The following is a 17,458-nucleotide window of genomic DNA, read 5'->3' as shown; positions in this document are numbered from 1 at the left end:
AATAAATTAGGCTGGAATGTTATTCGGCCCTGAGAATGGACCAAAGAAGAAAAACCCGCCGAAGCGGGTTTTGAGCAATATCAGTTACTGCCGAACATATCCTTTATCCAGCCAGCGACACCATCGCTATCTTTCTTCTCCTGCTGCGCCGGTTGTTGCTGCTGCTGTTGAGGCTGCTGCTGCGGCGTTGACTGATCGAACGGATTCCCGGTCGGCTGTTGCATCATTTCACCCTGCTGACACAGCGAATCAGGATCGGTAGTCCATACCGGAAGCGTACGCATCCCCCCGCTACAAACGAAGTTACCGTCGTAGTCCACGCCCATATCCACCACATCTTCCGGCGGCGTCAGCACCAGCGGTGTTGGCGTCTGGTTAGCCAGATAACGCTGATAAATCGACATCGCACCGCTGGCACCGTACAGCTTGGTTGGCTGGTTGTTATCACGGCCCACCCAAGTGATGGTTACCTGGCTGCCGTCGATCCCGGCAAACCAGGTATCCACGTTGTTGTTAGTGGTCCCGGTTTTCCCTGCCAGATGAAGCCCAGGATATTTCGCGCCAAGCTGGCGGCCCGTACCACGCTGAACCACCTGTTGCATGGTCCACAGCGTCATATACGCCGCCTGCGCCGGAACGGCACGCTCGGCCTGTGGGAAGCTCTGATACAGCACCGTACCATCTTCGGCAATCACCGAACGCAGCGCCGACAGCGGCGCGCGGTTCCCGCCGCTGGCGATAGTCTGGAACGCCTGCGCCACTTCGATCGGCGTCAGGTTCAACGCCCCCAGCAGCATGGCTGGAACCGGATTAAGCTGATCTTTCGGCGCGCCCAGCTTCAGCCAGGTATCGGTTACGGCAGGCAGGCCCAGCGCCATCCCCAGATTTACCGTTGGCACGTTCATTGAGCGCGTTAACGCATCCACCAGCATCACTTTTCCGCTTTCGCTATAGCGACGGTCATCGTTCTGCGGCGACCACACCTGGCCGTTAGGCTGACGCAGCGCAATCGGGGCATCGGCAATCCAGGTATTCAGACGATACAGCTTCGGCTGGCTGAGCGCGGTCAGATAGGTCGCTGGTTTAGCCAAAGAACCAATCGAACGACGTGCCTGCATCGCACGGTTATAACCAGCGAACTGCGGTTCTGCCCCACCGACCATGGCACGCACTTCGCCGCTAAAGCGGTCAACCACCACAATCGCGGTTTCCAGATCGCTCAGCTTACGTTGTTTCTTCAGCACCGGAATACCTTCCACCGCCGCTTTTTCTGCAGCGTCCTGCGCCACGGAATCAAAGGTGGTGAAAATCTTCACGCCGGAGAGGTCTTTAACTTTATCGCCCAGCTTCGCCTGTAGCTCCTGGCGCACCATCTGCATAAAGGCGGGCTGCGGTGAGATCACCCCACCACGCGGCTGTACGCCTAACGGACGCGCACTCAGCATGTCATACAGATCCTGGTCGATAATCTGCTGCTGTTGTAGCAAGCGCAGCACCAGGTTACGACGCTCCAGTGCCAGCTTCGGGTTACGCCACGGGTTATAGATTGACGCCCCTTTAACCATCCCTACCAGCAGCGCCTGCTGGTCGAGGCTCAGCTCTTCCACCGGACGGCCAAAGTAGTAGAGGCTCGCCAGCGGGAAGCCGCGGATCTCATTGTCACCGCTTTGACCGAGATAGACTTCGTTCATGTACAGCTCAAGAATGCGGTCTTTGCTGTAACGCGCATCCATGATCAGCGCCATATAGGCTTCGTTGGCCTTACGCCAATAGGAACGTTCGCTGGACAGGAACAGGTTTTTCACCAGTTGCTGGGTCAGCGTACTGGCCCCTTGTACCGTGCGCCCCGCCGTCAGGTTCGCCAGCACCGCACGGCCAATGGAATAGAGGCTGATACCGTCATGCTCATAGAAGTGACGATCTTCGGTCGCCAGCAGCGTGTCCACCAGCAGATCCGGGAATCCACTGCGCGGGACAAACAGGCGCTGCTCACCGTTAGGCGAAGAGAGCATGGTAATCAGTCGCGGATCGAGACGGAAGAAACCGAACTGGCGGTTGTTATCCATATTCTCGATGGTATCCAGATGGTCGCCATCAAAGGTCAGACGCGCGCGCACCTGCCCTTCTTTACTGTCCGGAAAATCAAACGGACGACGGATCATCTCGATGCTTTTCGCCTGCACGGTGAATTCGCCAGGGCGCGTCATCTTCGTCACCTGACGATACTGCGTAGCCTCCAGCAGTTTCACCATCTCGTTCTTGCCGATCGGCATTTCTGGCTCAAGGTTAACCATACGGCCATATACTGCCGCAGGAAGCTGCCAGACTTTACCATCTATACGGCTGCGAATTTTTTGGTCCAGATAAACGCCGTAAATGGCGATCAGCACCAAAAAAACAATCGACAGTTTTACCAGCAGCCAGAACCAGCCGCGTTTACCACGAGGCTTACGCCCTTTGCCTTTACCCTTACGCGGCATCGGTTCTTCATCCTCATAGTCATCATCATCATAATCGTCGTCATACTCTTCATCTCTGAGTTGACGACGGCTCACCTTTTGTTTCACCGGACGCGAGGGTTTCCCTTTACGTCCAATTGGCTCGCGGTCATTCCCCGCCATGCTTTTTCTCCGCAACATTCAGGCGCAAGGGCCCGATTCTCTGTTCTTCCGTCAGTTAACAGAAGAAGAAATCTCTCAATTTACTGCCGTGTTTATCCCGGATGACGGCTTCGCTTTATCCGGCCTACAGTTTCATTACGAATACTTCTTTGTTCGCCGCGTTGGCGCGGTATTCGCCGGATCGTCCGGCCAGACATGTTTGGGATAGCGCCCTTTCATCTCTTTTTGCACCTCACGGTACGATCCCTGCCAGAACGCGCTCAAATCACTCGTTACCTGCAGCGGTCGTTGGGCCGGAGACAGCAGTTCCAGCACCAGCGGCACGCGCCCCTCGGCGATGGTTGGGGTCTTCGCTTCACCAAACATTTCCTGCATCCGAACCGCCAATACCGGAGGGTTATCCTCATGATAGCGAATGGCAATCCGGCTTCCCGTCGGCACAGTGTAATGCGCTGGCAGTTCACTATCCAGACGTTGCAGCATTGACCAATCCAGCAAACCGCGCAACGCCTGACCCACATTTAGCGCTTTTAACGCACGTAACGAGTGCACACCGCTCATGTGCGGCAGCAGCCAGCTCTCCAGCGTCGCCAGCAGAGAATCCTCATCTACCGCGGGCCAGTTATACTCTGACAACCAGTTTGCCGCACATTGCAGACGCAGGCGAAACTGCTCGGCTTCCGGCGTCCAGTTGAGCACACTTAGCCCTTTATCGCGAATGCCGTTCAACATCGCCAGGTGCAACTCCTCTTCCGAGGGTTTGGCCAGCGCCTGTACTTTTACCGTTAGCTGGCCAATGCGCGACCGACGCAATGCTTTTAACGTTCCCTGAGTTTCATCCCATTCGATGGTGTCAGATTGTTGTAGCAGTTCAGGGCATGCCTGTATCAGCACCTCGATATCCAGCGGCAGAGCCAGCAGAATACGCGCATCCGGCGAAGCGCTGCCCTGCAGTAACAGCGGCGCAATCAGCCATTCATGGCGTCCGGAGGCGTCATCGGCATCCAGCATTGCCCCCATGCCATTCGCCAGTTGATAGCGCCCTTCCTGCCCGCGCCGACGCGCGATCCGATCGGCAAACGCCTGCGCCAGTAATGAGGGGAGCAGCGCGCTGTCCGGCTGTCCGCTGCGAACGTTAAGCCGTTTCAGTAATTGTTGGCTGCGCTGCTGCCAGGCGGGCTGATTTCGTGAAAACGCTACAGCCAGATCGGTACTGCTACCGCGCGGCGGCTCTTCCAGAATCGCAGCCAGTTTTGCCGCCGTTGCCGCTTCATTGTCATTGTTGGCGCTAACCAGCATAGCCGCTAAACGGGGGTCGTTACCCAACGTCGCCATTTTCTGCCCCCTGGCGCTGAGCCTGTCACCCTCAAGCGCCCCCAGCATCTGCAGCAGCCGCTTTGCCGCCTGCAGGTTGATGGCGGGCGGGGTATCCAGCCAGTTCAGTTGCTCAGGGTCGGTGCATCCCCATTGCAGTAACTCCATCAGCAGTCCGGACAGGTCGCTCTGTAAAATCTCCGGTTCTCCCTGTGCCGCCGCTCTTTCCGCCTGCTCTTTGGCAAGCAAATGGAGGCAGATACCGGGTTCCAGACGGCCCGCGCGTCCCGCTCGCTGGGTCATCGAGGCCTGGCTTATGCGTTGGGTAATCAGTCGCGTTAAACCGGTACGCGCATCATAGCGCGCCACGCGCTCCTGGGCGCAGTCCACCACCAGCCGGATGCCTTCGATCGTTAAGCTGGTTTCGGCAATATTGGTCGCCAGCACCACTTTGCGCTTGCCTTGCGGCGCGGGCAAAATCGCCTGACGCTGCTCGGCAAGCGTCAGCGCGCCGTACAGTGGGCACAACAACACATCGCTGCCCACACGCGTTGCCAGTTGCTCCTGCACGCGCTGGATTTCCCCTACACCCGGTAAAAACAGCAGCAGCGACCCACTTTCATGGCGCAGGAGTTCTGCCGTCGCTATCGCTACCGCTTCAGCAAAACGCAGATGCGCCGCCAACGGCTGATATCGTCGCTCAACGGGAAATGCGCGGCCTTCAGAAACGATCGTCGGCGCATCGGGCAACATCTGCTGCAAACGCCCGTTGTCCAAAGTGGCAGACATGATCAACAGTTTCAGATCGTCACGCAGCCCTTGCTGCACATCCAGCAACAGCGCCAGCGCTAGGTCGGCCTGCAAACTCCGCTCGTGAAATTCGTCGAGGATGACCAGCCCAACGCCCGTCAATTCGGGGTCGCGCTGGATCATGCGCGTCAGAACCCCCTCCGTCACCACCTCAAGGCGGGTCTGCGGCCCTACGCAACTTTGCGCACGCATGCGATACCCCACGGTCTCGCCAGGCTTTTCATTCAGCAATTCCGCCAACCGCTGCGCCACATTGCGTGCTGCCAGACGCCGCGGCTCCAGCAAAATAATCCGTCCCTTGATACCGCGATGTTCAAGGAGTCGCAACGGCAGCCAGGTTGATTTCCCGGAACCGGTCGGCGCCGTCAGCAAAATCTGCGACGAGGCATCAAGGGCGGTAAGTAGTTCAGGCACTACGGCGGCAACGGGCAACGACGTCACAAATGACTCCAGAGGGTTAACATTCTTCGCGCTGCATTGTAGCATCGCGTTAATTCATAACCGAGTATCCATCATGTCTGAGCCAAAAAGGCTGTTCTTTGCGATTGAATTGCCTGGCGAGGTTCGGGAGCAGTTAATCCATTGGCGGGCCGCGCAGTTCCCCCCTGAAGCGGGTCGTCCCGTCGCCGCCGATAATCTGCATCTGACGCTCGCCTTTTTGGGCGACGTCAGCGCTGAGAAGCAGTATGCGTTAACGCAGCTTGCAGGGCGTATTCGCCAGCCGGGTTTTACGCTCAAACTCGACGATGCCGGGCAATGGCTGCGCTCGCGAGTCGTGTGGTTGGGAATGCGTCAGCCGCCGCGCGGGCTGCTGCAGTTGGCGAACATGTTGCGGGCACAAGCCGCACGCAGTGGGTGCCACCAGAGCCCGCAGCCGTTTCATCCGCATATCACGCTGCTGCGTGACGCCGGTCACGCGGTATCTATCCCCCCACCTGGGTTTGGCTGGTCGTTTCCGGTAACGGAGTTTGGGCTTTACTCCTCCTCATTCATGCGAGGACGCACGCGTTACACGCAGTTGCAACGCTGGACGCTGACTGAATAATCAAAGGAACTGTTCATGCAATTTTCTCCACCTTTACAACCTGCAACGCTCATTCAGCGCTATAAGCGTTTTTTAGCGGATGTGATCACACCGGATGGCACAACGTTAACGCTACACTGCCCCAATACGGGAGCGATGACCGGCTGCGCAACGCCGGGAGATACTGTCTGGTATTCGACATCAGAAAATACCAAACGAAAATATCCACATACCTGGGAATTAACGCAAACCCAATCCGGTGCACTTATTTGTGTTAACACGCTGTGGGCCAATAGATTAACGAAAGAGGCTATTCAGCGTTCGTTAATTTCGGAAGTTTCAGACTACAGCACCTTGAAAAGTGAAGTAAAATACGGCGCCGAAGGGAGCCGCATCGACTTTTTGTTACAGGCGGATTCCCGACCTGACTGCTATATTGAAGTGAAATCAGTCACGTTGGCGGAAAAAGATCAGGGTTATTTTCCCGATGCCATCACTGAACGAGGTCAGAAACATCTTCGGGAATTGATGAGCGTAGCGGCCGAAGGCAAGCGCGCGGTGATATTTTTCGCGGTGTTGCATTCAGCCATTACACGGTTTTCACCCGCGCGCCATATCGATGCAAAATATGCGCAATTATTAGTTGAAGCACAGCTTAAGGGGGTAGAAATTCTGGTTTATAAAGCGGAACTTTCTGCCCATGGTATGACTCTTAAAGAGCCGTTGCCCATTACCTTGTAATGGTGTAAACATTCGGTTAATTAGTATTCTGGGCGCGTGGGCAAATACGCTTTTCCTCACAGGGTTGTCAAGTGTTACGTTTAGATAATTGCTATCCGGAAAAGCATCTGCTATTTATAGCGACCTGATTTTTCCCCCGAACATGGGGATCGATAGTGCGTGTTAAGGAGAAGCAACATGCAAGAAGGGCAAAACCGTAAAACATCGTCCCTGAGTATTCTCGCCATCGCTGGGGTGGAGCCGTACCAGGAGAAACCGGGCGAAGAGTATATGAACGAAGCCCAGCTGTCGCACTTCAGGCGTATTCTTGAGGCATGGCGTAATCAACTTAGGGATGAAGTTGATCGCACCGTATCTCATATGCAAGACGAAGCGGCTAACTTCCCTGATCCGGTGGACCGCGCCGCACAGGAAGAAGAATTCAGCCTTGAGCTGCGTAACCGTGATCGTGAGCGCAAACTGATCAAAAAGATCGAGAAGACGCTGAAGAAAGTAGAAGACGAAGATTTCGGCTACTGCGAATCATGCGGCGTAGAAATTGGTATTCGCCGTCTGGAAGCGCGTCCGACAGCCGATCTGTGCATCGACTGTAAAACGCTGGCAGAAATCCGCGAAAAACAAATGGCAGGTTAATTCCGGTCATTTTTACCACGTTTACTTCAGGCGGGAGCTTCTCCCGCCTTATTATTTGTTAGCCCGCAAAATGAGCGATTCACATTATATTGGCCGCTTCGCCCCTTCCCCCTCTGGCGAACTCCATTTTGGTTCACTGATTGCCGCCCTCGGGAGTTACCTGCAGGCTCGTGCTCGTCGCGGAATCTGGCGGGTACGCATTGAAGATATTGACCCCCCTCGTGAAGTTCCCGGTGCTGCAGACACGATTCTGCGTCAGCTGGAACATTACGGGCTGCACTGGGATGGCGATATTTTATGGCAATCCCAGCGTCATGACGCCTACCGCGAGGCGCTAGCCTGGCTGCATCAGCAGGATCTGAGCTATTACTGCACCTGTACACGCGCGCGTATTCAAAGCGTCGGCGGTATTTACGACGGTCATTGCCGTGAGCTACGCCACGGGCCTGAACAGGCGGCGGTCCGCATTAAGCAACGCCATCCGGTGATGCAGTTTACGGACCAACTGCGCGGTGTGATTCAGGCTGATCCGCGGCTTGCAAGGGAAGATTTTATTATTCACCGTCGCGACGGGCTGTTTGCCTATAACCTCGCGGTGGTGGTGGACGACCACTTCCAGGGCGTGACGGAAATTGTGCGCGGTGCCGATCTTATCGAACCGACGGTACGGCAAATTTCGTTGTATCAACAGTTCGGCTGGCAAGCGCCGGACTATATTCATCTGCCGCTGGCGCTCAACGAACAAGGCGCTAAACTTTCAAAACAAAATCATGCACCTGCACTGCCGCAAGGCGATCCACGCCCGGTGATTGTTGCTGCGCTGCGCTTTCTCGGCCAGCACTCCGATATCCCGTGGCAGGAGATGCGCGTGGATCAGATTCTCACGTTTGCCATTGAAAACTGGAGTCTGACAGCGGTGCCAGAATCGGCGATCGTAAATCCGCCATTCTCAAATGCATCATGCTGAGCTATGATTAGCCGCTATTTTTACACAGCAACACTTGTTCTGATTGAAGTTTGACACTACCGAGGTGCACTATTTTTACCCGAGTCGCTAATTTTTGCCGCAAGGTGCTAAGCCGCGAGGAGCGCGAGGCCGAGCTCGCCGTTGCCCGTCCACATATGACGGTAATCCCGCGTGAGCAGCACTCTATCTCCCGCAAAGATATCAGTGAAAATGCCCTGAAGGTAATGTACAGGCTCAATAAGGCCGGATACGAGGCATGGCTGGTTGGCGGAGGCGTACGCGATCTTTTGCTGGGCAAAAAGCCGAAAGATTTTGATGTCACGACTAACGCCACGCCAGATCAGGTGCGAAAACTGTTTCGTAACTGTCGTCTGGTTGGTCGCCGTTTCCGTCTGGCCCATGTCATGTTTGGCCCGGAAATTATCGAAGTGGCAACTTTCCGTGGTCATCATGAAGGCAGCGAGTCCGATCGCACAACCTCACAGCGCGGACAAAACGGTATGCTGCTGCGCGACAACATCTTCGGCTCCATCGAAGAAGATGCCCAGCGTCGCGACTTCACGATTAACAGCCTGTATTACAGCGTGGCCGATTTCACCGTGCGTGATTACGTTGGTGGCATGCAGGATCTCGAAGAGGGCATCGTTCGCCTGATCGGTAATCCGGAAACGCGCTACCGCGAAGACCCTGTACGTATGCTGCGGGCCGTGCGCTTTGCCGCCAAGCTCGACATGCGTATCAGCCCGGAAACCGCTGAGCCAATCCCGCGTCTGGCAACACTGCTTAACGATATTCCCCCCGCACGCCTGTTTGAAGAAGCGCTCAAACTGTTACAGGCGGGCTATGGGTATGAAACCTATAAAAAACTGCGTGAGTACAGCCTGTTCCAGCCGCTGTTCCCCACCATTACGCGCTATTTCACCGAAGACGGTGACAGCCCAATGGAACGCATCATCGCTCAGGTGCTGAAGAATACCGATAACCGCATCCACAATGATATGCGCGTTAACCCGGCGTTCTTGTTCGCCGCCATGTTCTGGTATCCGTTACTGGAAGCTGCGCAGAAAATTGCCCAGGAAAGCGGTCTGGCTTATTACGATGCCTTCGCACTGGCGATGAACGACGTACTGGATGAAGCCTGCCGCTCGCTGGCGATCCCGAAACGTCTGACCTCGCTGACCCGTGATATCTGGCAGTTGCAGCTACGCATGTCTCGTCGCCAGGGCAAACGCGCCTGGAAGCTGATGGAGCATCCGAAGTTCCGCGCCGCTTACGATCTGCTGGCCCTGCGTGCCGAAGTGGAAAACAACGCTGAACTGCAGCGTCTGGCGCAGTGGTGGGGAGAATTCCAGGTTTCAGCACCGCCGGAACAAAAAGGCATGCTCAACGAACTCGACGAAGAACCAGAACGCCGTCGTCATCGTCGCCCGCGTAAACGCGCCCCGCGCCGTGAAGGTTCCGCGTGACCATCGCCTATATCGCTCTCGGCAGTAATCTAGCCTCTCCTCTGGAGCAGGTTAATGCTGCCGTAAAAGCGATTGGCGACATTCCCGACAGCCGTATCGTCGCTGTTTCCTCCTTTTACCGCACACCGCCATTAGGCCCACAGGATCAGCCAGATTACCTGAACGCTGCCGTGGCGCTGGAAACCACTCTCGCTCCCGAAGAATTGCTTAATCATACCCAACGCATTGAGCTGCAACAGGGACGCGTACGTAAAGCCGAACGCTGGGGGCCGCGCACTCTGGACCTCGATATTATGCTGTTTGGCAATGAAGTGATTAACACCGAACGTCTGACCGTGCCGCACTACGACATGAAAAACCGTGGTTTTATGCTGTGGCCGCTCGCTGAAATTGCACCTGAGCTTATCTTCCCGGAGGGTATCAGCCTGCATCAGCACCTCACCCATCTTGGTGCAGCAAAACCTGCACACTGGTAAAGTATCCTCTCCCCTTCAGCGTTTACTACTTTAGTGCCAAACGGTTGCTTAAAACAATTGCCCCCCTGAATGTGACTGTTAGAATGCCGATAAATATGACTTTCATCATCAGGAAATGTTATGAAACCCACCACCATTTCACTGCTGCAGAAATGCAAGCAAGAGAAAAAACGCTTCGCGACCATTACCGCCTACGACTACAGCTTCGCTAAGTTATTTGCCGACGAAGGCATTAATGTGATGCTGGTTGGCGACTCACTGGGCATGACGATCCAGGGGCATGACTCCACCCTACCGGTCACCGTTGAAGATATTGCTTACCACACTCGTGCCGTACGTCGTGGCGCTCCCAACTGTCTGCTGCTCTCCGACCTGCCATTTATGGCTTACGCCACGCCGGAACAAGCATTTGAAAACGCCGCGGTGGTGATGCGGGCGGGCGCTAATATGGTCAAAATTGAAGGCGGTGCCTGGCTGGCGGATACGGTAAAAATGCTCACCGAACGCGCCGTACCGGTTTGCGGTCATCTGGGATTAACACCGCAGTCGGTGAATATTTTCGGCGGCTATAAAATTCAGGGCCGCGGCGATGCCGGGCAGGTATTGCTGGATGACGCGCTGGCCTTAGAAGCCGCTGGCGCTCAGTTGCTGGTGCTGGAGTGCGTGCCGGTTGAGCTGGCGAAGCGTGTCACCGAAGCGCTGTCGATTCCGGTTATCGGAATCGGCGCTGGTAACGTCACCGATGGACAAATCCTCGTCATGCACGATGCCTTTGGTATTACCGGTGGCCACATCCCGAAATTTGCGAAGAATTTCCTCAATGAAGCAGGCGACATGCGCGCCGCAGTGCGGCAGTATATGGCTGAAGTGGAGTCCGGCGTTTATCCGGGCGAAGAACACAGTTTTCACTAATTTTTCAGGCCATATATCGGCCTGAAAAGCGTAGCGCCATCAGGCGGTTCGCTGCATGTTGCCGGATGGCGGCGTAAACGCCTTATCCGGCCTACGGTTCCTCAGGCAACTCAAGGAGTCTTGTCGTGTTAATCATTGAAACCCTGCCGCTGCTGCGCCAGCATATTCGTCGTCTGCGTCAGGAAGGCAAACGCGTCGCTCTGGTTCCCACCATGGGCAACCTGCACGACGGCCATATGAAGCTGGTCGATGAGGCAAAAGCGCGGGCTGATGTGGTGATCGTCAGCATTTTCGTCAACCCGATGCAGTTTGACCGACCGGACGATCTGGTGCGCTATCCGCGCACGCTGCAGGAAGATTGTGAAAAGCTGAACAAGCGTAAAGTCGATTACGTTTTTGCGCCTGCCGTTGAGGAAATCTACCCGCAGGGGCTGGAAGGCCAGACGTTCGTTGAAGTTCCCGGTCTCTCCACCATGCTGGAAGGCGCCAGCCGTCCAGGCCACTTCCGTGGCGTCTCCACTATCGTCAGCAAGCTGTTTAACCTGATCCAGCCTGATATCGCCTGCTTTGGCGAGAAAGATTTCCAGCAGCTCGCACTGATCCGCAAAATGGTGGCGGATCTGGGTTATGACATTGAGATCGTTGGCGTGCCGATTATTCGCGCCAAAGACGGTCTGGCGCTTAGCTCACGTAACGGTTATCTGACCGCAGAGCAGCGAAAAATTGCGCCGGGTCTGCACAAAGTGATGAACGGCATCGCTGAAAAGCTGCTTGCCGGCCATCGTGACCAGGAAGAGATTATTGCCATTGCCGAGCAGGAACTGAATGAAAAAGGCTTCCGTGCCGACGATATTCAGATTCGTGATGCCGACACGCTGCTGGAGCTGACGGAAACCAGTAAACGCGCGGTGATTCTGGCCGCCGCCTGGCTGGGTCAGGCACGTCTGATCGATAATCAAAGCGTTACATTAGCCCAGTAGACAGGGGTTAAAAATCAGGCAATACTGCCTGAGAATTTCTCAAAGCAGGCCAGTAGTGCCTGCTTAGCCAAGGTAAACGACAGGGTATAGAAGTTATGATTCGCACCATGCTGCAAGGCAAGCTCCACCGCGTAAAAGTCACGCAGGCGGACCTGCACTACGAAGGCTCCTGCGCCATCGACCAGGATTTCCTCGATGCCTCTGGTATTCTGGAAAACGAAGCTATTGATATCTGGAACGTGACCAACGGTAAACGTTTCTCAACCTACGCGATTGCGGCTGAACGCGGCTCCAGAATCATCTCGGTGAACGGCGCAGCGGCACACTGTGCTGAAGTCGGCGACATTGTGATTATCGCCAGCTTCGTCACCATGTCTGATGAAGAAGCCCGCACCTGGCGTCCGAAAGTGGCCTATTTTGAAGGCGACAACGAAATGAAGCGCACCGCGAAAGCCATTCCGGTACAGGTTGCCTGACAGCCCTTACCCCTGCGGCTGATTACTTATCAGCCGCGACATCGTCTCCAGCGAATCCGTTCTTAAAATATAAAGTCTTTTCAATAAGAACGGATTATCCCCCGGTTTAACCTTCCCTCTCACCGTGGTGACCGCCATGTGGAATCCCGCGTCGCCTGCCGCTTTTACTGCGGTGGCGTTATAGCCGCCAAACGGGTAAGAAAGATAAAGAACGTGAGGGTTAAACTGAGACAACGCCCGACGCGAACGGGCAAAATCAAACAGAATATTGTGATAGCTGCGACTCAGCAGGATTGGCCGGTGATTCGCATCAACCCGATGTAAAAAATGGGTATGCGACTGGAAGTCAAACACGTCCCTGATCTCATTCAGTTCCGCGATGCTCATAAACTGCAGTGATTTCGGATCCCACTTCTGCGGGTGGCGCTTGATACGTGAGGAGATAATAAACGCCGTTGCCTTCATGCCGTGCTGCTTCAGAATCGGGTAAGCATAACGACTCACCGACTTCAGACCATCATCAAAAGTCAGCACCACCGCCCGCGCCGGGAGATTCATATTGTTGCGAACATAGCCTTCCAGTTGGTACATCGTCAACGTGGTGTAGCCGCGGTCCTGTAGCCAGGCCATCTGGTTGCTGAAGGCGCGTACGGAGGTTGTCGTGGAGGTGTGGCGAAAACGGGTATTCTCTTCATCGCGCAGAATATGGTGATAGGTTAACACCGGGATACCGTTGTCTTCCTGCGCATCCAGAGCGCTGATATAGGCCAGTCTGCCGCCAATACGGATCTGGTACCAGGTTTGGTTGAGACGGTCTTTAAGCTTGCTGATAACCGGATAACGCAGATTATCCGCCAGCACGCCAAACGGGGCGCTACCAACATCCGGAGCGTTATAAACCGGCGTATCTTTCCAGGTGATCAGGCTTTGGTTGCTGAGGGGTTTATTGAGATCGCCCAGACCATCATCGACTTTCTGCCGCCCCTGCACAGGCTCCAGATGCCCCTTATCAATAAACCCGGTACCAAAACCAAAGGTAAATTCGTAATAGTCTGCCGCAATTGGCTCAACGGCGAGGATCTGCCCGGCGCGAATATTTCCTACCGTCACCATCTTGTTGCCAATCTGCGCCCACACGGCGGCCGCTTCGGTGGTTTGCATGTAGCGAGCAGGCAAAGCCGCAGCTATGCTGCCAGAAAACAGGAGCAATAAAACAAGCAGAACGCGCATCACCATATGAGATAACCGAGGCGAGAAACCCCGGCTATTGTAGCAAAAGCGCCATCAATACCAATGATTAATACTCATACAAATCATGCTTCAACACGAAGGGGGGATTTTTCTGTTGTTGATGCCAGAGGCTAGAGACTTCGGGCCCGCCAAGCGCAACGATGCTATCACGAAACGCAGAACTGCTCATCGATTCCCGCGACGAAAGCATTCGTTCAAGCAATGGATAACTGATACCTGAAATCACTTCACACTGGGGATGTTTATGGCTCATTAACGAAGCCACGCGGTAAGGCGCGGCCCCGGCCATATCCGTCAGGAATATCACACCCTCGCCAGAGTCTGTAGCATGCAGGGCATGGCACATCATGCGGCTTAGCATATTCGAGCTAAGCCCACGCCAAAAACTCACCGCCTGGCATTGAACCAACGGGCCGTACTTTTTCTCCAGACGATGCAGCATATCCTGTGCCTTATCATCATGACAGGTAATTACCCAACCTAGCATTGCCTACCTCCTTAGCAGGCAAGTAGTTTATCAGGGTGATAAATCCGTAATGGTGATAAGCATCAAAAGTCTTCCTCTCCCGGGGAAGGAGAGGAAGAAAGACTTAGCTGCGCAGGCCGCGTCCGCGCTGAATCAGGTACCAGCACAGCAAATAAAACGCCGCGATAAACACCACCAGCACGCCAAAGGTCGTGACCAGCGGAACATCGTGGATCCCCAGGAAGCCGTAACGGAAACCGCTAATCATGTAGACAATCGGGTTCAGATGCGACAGTCCCTGCCAGAACGGCGGCAGCAGCGTTAAAGAATAGAAAACGCCGCCCAGATAGGTCAGCGGAGTCAGCACGAAGGTTGGGATCAGGCTGATATCGTCAAAGGTTTTAGCGAAAACCGCGTTCAACAGACCGGCCAGCGAAAACAGCACCGCTGTTAACACCAGCGTAAGCGCCACAAAGACCCAGGAATGCACCTGGAACGGCACAAAGAACAGCGAAATCGCTGTTACCAGGATCCCTACGCACAGGCCACGCGCCACACCGCCGCCAACAAAGCCGGCGATGATCACGTGCGTCGGTACCGGAGCGACCAGTAACTCTTCAATGTTGCGTTGAAACTTGGCGCTGAAGAATGACGATGCCACGTTGGCGTACGAGTTGGTAATTACCGCCATCATAATCAGCCCTGGCACGATAAACTGCATGTAGCTAAAACCATGCATTTCGCCGATACGCGAGCCGATCAGGTTACCAAAGATAATAAAATAGAGCGTCATAGTAATGACGGGAGGAACCAGAGTCTGGACCCAGATTGGCATAAAGCGGTGGATCTCTTTCGCCCAGATGCTTTTCAGCGCAACCCAATAAAGCTGCATCATGCGCGATCTCCTTGTTTTTCATGCACCAGAGAAACAAACAGTTCTTCCAGTCGGTTTGCTTTGTTTCGCATACTCAATACCTGAATGCCCTGGGCGCTCAGCTGTGAGAACACGCTGTTGACCCCCTGTTCACGCAGGACTTCCACTTCCAGCGTGGAGGTATCCACCAGCCGGTATTGATAGCCCTCCAGTTTTGGCAGCGGGCTTTTCGGTGCCAGATCGAGAATAAAGGTCTCGGATTTCAGCTTAGAGAGCAGGCTCTTCATCGAGGTGTTTTCCACCAGCTCGCCGTGCTGAATAATGCCGATGTTGCGACACAGCATTTCCGCTTCTTCGAGATAGTGAGTGGTCAGAATAATCGTGGTGCCTTTGTCGTTTAAATCCTTTAAAAAACCCCACATTGAACGACGCAGCTCAATGTCGACCCCCGCCGTCGGTTCATCAAGGATGAGTAATTTAGGCTCGTGCATTAGTGCGCGGGCAATCATCAGACGGCGTTTCATCCCGCCGGAGAGCATGCGCGCGCGCTCGTTACGTTTTTCCCATAAATCGAGCTGCTTTAAATATAGTTCGCTGCGTTTGACCGCTTCTTTATACTCAACGCCGTAATAACCCGCCTGGTTGACTACGATCTGCTGCACGGTTTCAAACGGGTTAAAGTTAAACTCCTGCGGTACCAGACCAAGCTGGCGTTTCGCATTAACGGTATCTTTTTCAAGATCGTATCCGAAGACGCTCACCCGCCCAGAGGTTTTATTCACCAGCGAGCTGATTATCCCGATGGTGGTGGACTTGCCTGCGCCATTCGGTCCCAAAAGCGCATAAAAATCCCCCGCTTCGACTTGCAAATCTATTCCGCGTAACGCCTGAACGCCACCGGGATAGGTTTTTTTAAGTTGTTGAAGTTCCAGAGCAATGGTCATGGTTTTTTACTTACCTTACATTCTAATGCTTGATATTTGGTTTTAATAAATCAGGAGTTAACCTATATTAGCGCAACGCAATTCAATTGGTTACAGCCTCCATGAAAGACATAGATACACTCATCAGCAACAACGCGCTATGGTCAAAGATGCTGGTAGAAGAGGATCCCGGATTTTTTGAAACGCTGACTCACGCACAAAATCCGCGCTTTTTATGGATTGGATGTTCCGACAGTCGCGTTCCCGCAGAACGTTTAACCGGTCTTGAGCCGGGTGAATTATTTGTTCACCGTAATGTTGCCAATCTGGTTATTCACACCGACCTGAACTGTCTCTCAGTGGTTCAGTATGCGGTGGATGTGCTGGAAGTGGAACATATTATTATTTGCGGCCACTATGGATGTGGTGGCGTACAGGCGGCTATTGAAAATAAAGAACAGGGGCTGATTGATAATTGGTTACTGCATATTCGCGATATCTGGTTTAAACACAGTTCACTGCTGGGCGAAATGCCGCAGGAACGTCGCATTGACACCCTGTGCGAACTGAATGTAATGGAGCAGGTCTACAACTTGGGCCACTCAACCATCATGCGTTCAGCCTGGAAGCGCGGTCAGAAAGTTACCATTCACGGCTGGGCTTACGGTATTCATGATGGCCTGCTGCGCGATCTGGACGTCACCGCCACCAGTCGCGAGACGCTGGAGCAGCGCTATCGCCAGGGGCTGTCTAACCTCAGCCAGAAACATACCAATCACAAGCAGATACCAACAAGCGGCAGCGACGCTTAAGTCGCTTTTCGGCCTGCGGGGAAGTATCGTGCAGGCCGAATAAGCAAAGCGCCATCAGGCGCTCCCGACATTACTCGTCCAGCAGCACCACTTTGCCAACGTACGGCAAATGGCGATAACGCTGGGCATAGTCAATGCCATAGCCGACAACAAACTCATCTGGAATAGAGAATCCGATAAACTCAACCGGAACATCCACTTCACGACGGGTAGGTTTGTCCAGCAGCGTACAAATAGCCAGGGATTTCGGCTCGCGCAGGCTCAGAATCTCACGCACTTTGGACAACGTGTTACCGGAGTCGATGATGTCTTCGACAATCAGCACGTCCTTGCCACGAATGTCTTCATCCAGGTCTTTCAGGATTTTAACATCGCGCGTGGTGGACATTCCGCTGCCATAGCTGGAAGCAGTCATGAAATCGACTTCGTGGGAGACATGCACTTCACGGCACAGGTCGGCCATAAACATAAATGAGCCGCGTAACAGACCAACCAGCACCATATCGCTGCCGCTGTCCTTGTAACGTTCGTTAATCTGGCGTCCCAGTTCAGCAATACGCGCTTTGATCTCCGCTTCCGGGATCATGACTTCAACAGTATGTTTCATATCTCTAACCATATGATTTAAAAACAAATCACTCAATGCTAACTTTTAATAAGTCAGCATCTAAGCGCAAGGCACGCAGTATACCAGCAAAAGCATTCATACGCG

17 protein-coding genes are annotated in these 17,458 nt (G+C 54.2%); 10 read left to right on the top strand and 7 right to left on the bottom strand.

Going from position 1 to position 17,458, the window contains the following annotated elements; translation table 11 throughout:
- Window positions 1-80 precede the first annotated feature (80 nt).
- Both mrcB and hrpB read right to left on the bottom strand, forming a co-directional pair.
- Window positions 81-2,621, bottom strand: a complete 2,541-nt coding sequence (gene mrcB / locus OGV65_RS01935) for a bifunctional glycosyl transferase/transpeptidase (protein ID WP_016151745.1) — start codon at window positions 2,619-2,621, stop codon at window positions 81-83.
- Window positions 2,622-2,756: 135 nt separating this feature from the next.
- Window positions 2,757-5,186, bottom strand: coding sequence for an ATP-dependent helicase HrpB (gene hrpB, locus OGV65_RS01930; RefSeq protein WP_286454543.1), 2,430 nt, complete (start codon window positions 5,184-5,186; stop codon window positions 2,757-2,759).
- 73 nt (window positions 5,187-5,259) lie between these two features.
- Between hrpB and thpR the strand changes: the two genes are divergently transcribed.
- The 9 genes from thpR to panD all read left to right on the top strand — a co-directional run bounded on the left by thpR (window position 5,260) and on the right by panD (window position 12,420).
- A complete protein-coding gene (thpR, locus tag OGV65_RS01925) occupies window positions 5,260-5,790 on the top strand; it encodes an RNA 2',3'-cyclic phosphodiesterase (protein WP_286454542.1) in 531 nt (176 codons plus the stop codon).
- A gap of 15 nt (window positions 5,791-5,805) precedes the next feature.
- Window positions 5,806-6,510: a DNA/RNA nuclease SfsA gene (gene sfsA / locus OGV65_RS01920; RefSeq protein WP_016151742.1), complete on the top strand. Its 705-nt coding sequence runs from the start codon at window positions 5,806-5,808 to the stop codon at window positions 6,508-6,510.
- A gap of 177 nt (window positions 6,511-6,687) precedes the next feature.
- Complete coding sequence (gene dksA, locus OGV65_RS01915; RefSeq protein ID WP_003018625.1) at window positions 6,688-7,143, top strand: RNA polymerase-binding protein DksA; 456 nt, start codon at window positions 6,688-6,690, stop codon at window positions 7,141-7,143.
- Window positions 7,144-7,213: 70 nt separating this feature from the next.
- Window positions 7,214-8,110: a tRNA glutamyl-Q(34) synthetase GluQRS gene (gene gluQRS / locus OGV65_RS01910; RefSeq protein WP_181221214.1), complete on the top strand. Its 897-nt coding sequence runs from the start codon at window positions 7,214-7,216 to the stop codon at window positions 8,108-8,110.
- Window positions 8,111-8,181: 71 nt separating this feature from the next.
- The gene (pcnB, locus tag OGV65_RS01905) at window positions 8,182-9,576 is read left to right on the top strand and encodes a polynucleotide adenylyltransferase PcnB (RefSeq protein WP_203457720.1); all 1,395 of its coding nucleotides are present in this window, start codon (window positions 8,182-8,184) and stop codon (window positions 9,574-9,576) included.
- Window positions 9,573-10,052, top strand: a complete 480-nt coding sequence (folK, locus tag OGV65_RS01900) for a 2-amino-4-hydroxy-6-hydroxymethyldihydropteridine diphosphokinase (RefSeq protein WP_049269196.1) — start codon at window positions 9,573-9,575, stop codon at window positions 10,050-10,052. The genes pcnB and folK overlap by 4 nt, the downstream gene beginning before the upstream one ends.
- 120 nt (window positions 10,053-10,172) lie before the next feature.
- Window positions 10,173-10,964: a 3-methyl-2-oxobutanoate hydroxymethyltransferase gene (gene panB, locus OGV65_RS01895; RefSeq protein WP_094760753.1), complete on the top strand. Its 792-nt coding sequence runs from the start codon at window positions 10,173-10,175 to the stop codon at window positions 10,962-10,964.
- Window positions 10,965-11,089: 125 nt separating this feature from the next.
- Window positions 11,090-11,944: a pantoate--beta-alanine ligase gene (gene panC / locus OGV65_RS01890; RefSeq protein ID WP_016151737.1), complete on the top strand. Its 855-nt coding sequence runs from the start codon at window positions 11,090-11,092 to the stop codon at window positions 11,942-11,944.
- Between the two features lie 95 nt (window positions 11,945-12,039).
- Window positions 12,040-12,420, top strand: coding sequence for an aspartate 1-decarboxylase (gene panD, locus OGV65_RS01885; RefSeq protein ID WP_000621526.1), 381 nt, complete (start codon window positions 12,040-12,042; stop codon window positions 12,418-12,420).
- A 6-nt stretch (window positions 12,421-12,426) separates the two neighbouring features.
- Here panD and OGV65_RS01880 read toward each other — a convergent pair whose 3' ends face one another.
- The 4 genes from OGV65_RS01880 to OGV65_RS01865 all read right to left on the bottom strand — a co-directional run bounded on the left by OGV65_RS01880 (window position 12,427) and on the right by OGV65_RS01865 (window position 15,955).
- A complete protein-coding gene (locus tag OGV65_RS01880; RefSeq protein ID WP_016151736.1) occupies window positions 12,427-13,656 on the bottom strand; it encodes a polysaccharide deacetylase family protein in 1,230 nt (409 codons plus the stop codon).
- A gap of 61 nt (window positions 13,657-13,717) precedes the next feature.
- Complete coding sequence (locus tag OGV65_RS01875) at window positions 13,718-14,158, bottom strand: PTS sugar transporter subunit IIA (RefSeq protein WP_016151735.1); 441 nt, start codon at window positions 14,156-14,158, stop codon at window positions 13,718-13,720.
- 103 nt (window positions 14,159-14,261) lie between these two features.
- A complete protein-coding gene (locus OGV65_RS01870; RefSeq protein WP_286454541.1) occupies window positions 14,262-15,032 on the bottom strand; it encodes an ABC transporter permease in 771 nt (256 codons plus the stop codon).
- The gene (locus tag OGV65_RS01865) at window positions 15,029-15,955 is read right to left on the bottom strand and encodes an ABC transporter ATP-binding protein (protein WP_046275357.1); all 927 of its coding nucleotides are present in this window, start codon (window positions 15,953-15,955) and stop codon (window positions 15,029-15,031) included. Before OGV65_RS01865 ends, OGV65_RS01870 begins: the two co-directional genes overlap by 4 nt.
- A 101-nt stretch (window positions 15,956-16,056) precedes the next feature.
- On the opposite strand from OGV65_RS01865, the gene can reads away from it, so the two are divergent.
- Window positions 16,057-16,746 (top strand): carbonate dehydratase, encoded by a 690-nt coding sequence (can, locus tag OGV65_RS01860; protein ID WP_016151733.1) that lies wholly within the window; start codon window positions 16,057-16,059, stop codon window positions 16,744-16,746.
- Window positions 16,747-16,816: 70 nt separating this feature from the next.
- Here can and hpt read toward each other — a convergent pair whose 3' ends face one another.
- A complete protein-coding gene (gene hpt, locus OGV65_RS01855; RefSeq protein ID WP_016151732.1) occupies window positions 16,817-17,353 on the bottom strand; it encodes a hypoxanthine phosphoribosyltransferase in 537 nt (178 codons plus the stop codon).
- Window positions 17,354-17,458: the final 105 nt, after the last annotated feature.

The organism is Citrobacter sp. Cb004, from assembly GCF_030337065.1.
GTDB lineage: Bacteria > Pseudomonadota > Gammaproteobacteria > Enterobacterales > Enterobacteriaceae > Citrobacter > Citrobacter braakii.
This window is presented reverse-complemented; position numbering and strand designations above follow the sequence as displayed.

Coding starts and splice junctions, on each gene's coding strand:
- can (WP_016151733.1), top strand. CDS start 16,057: ATGAAAGACATAGATACACTCATCAGCAACAACGCGCTATGGTCAAAG.
- panB (WP_094760753.1), top strand. CDS start 10,173: ATGAAACCCACCACCATTTCACTGCTGCAGAAATGCAAGCAAGAGAAA.
- hpt (WP_016151732.1), bottom strand. CDS start 17,353: ATGAAACATACTGTTGAAGTCATGATCCCGGAAGCGGAGATCAAAGCG.
- mrcB (WP_016151745.1), bottom strand. CDS start 2,621: ATGGCGGGGAATGACCGCGAGCCAATTGGACGTAAAGGGAAACCCTCG.
- dksA (WP_003018625.1), top strand. CDS start 6,688: ATGCAAGAAGGGCAAAACCGTAAAACATCGTCCCTGAGTATTCTCGCC.
- OGV65_RS01865 (WP_046275357.1), bottom strand. CDS start 15,955: ATGACCATTGCTCTGGAACTTCAACAACTTAAAAAAACCTATCCCGGT.
- panD (WP_000621526.1), top strand. CDS start 12,040: ATGATTCGCACCATGCTGCAAGGCAAGCTCCACCGCGTAAAAGTCACG.
- thpR (WP_286454542.1), top strand. CDS start 5,260: ATGTCTGAGCCAAAAAGGCTGTTCTTTGCGATTGAATTGCCTGGCGAG.
- OGV65_RS01875 (WP_016151735.1), bottom strand. CDS start 14,158: ATGCTAGGTTGGGTAATTACCTGTCATGATGATAAGGCACAGGATATG.
- OGV65_RS01870 (WP_286454541.1), bottom strand. CDS start 15,032: ATGATGCAGCTTTATTGGGTTGCGCTGAAAAGCATCTGGGCGAAAGAG.
- sfsA (WP_016151742.1), top strand. CDS start 5,806: ATGCAATTTTCTCCACCTTTACAACCTGCAACGCTCATTCAGCGCTAT.
- OGV65_RS01880 (WP_016151736.1), bottom strand. CDS start 13,656: ATGGTGATGCGCGTTCTGCTTGTTTTATTGCTCCTGTTTTCTGGCAGC.
- gluQRS (WP_181221214.1), top strand. CDS start 7,214: ATGAGCGATTCACATTATATTGGCCGCTTCGCCCCTTCCCCCTCTGGC.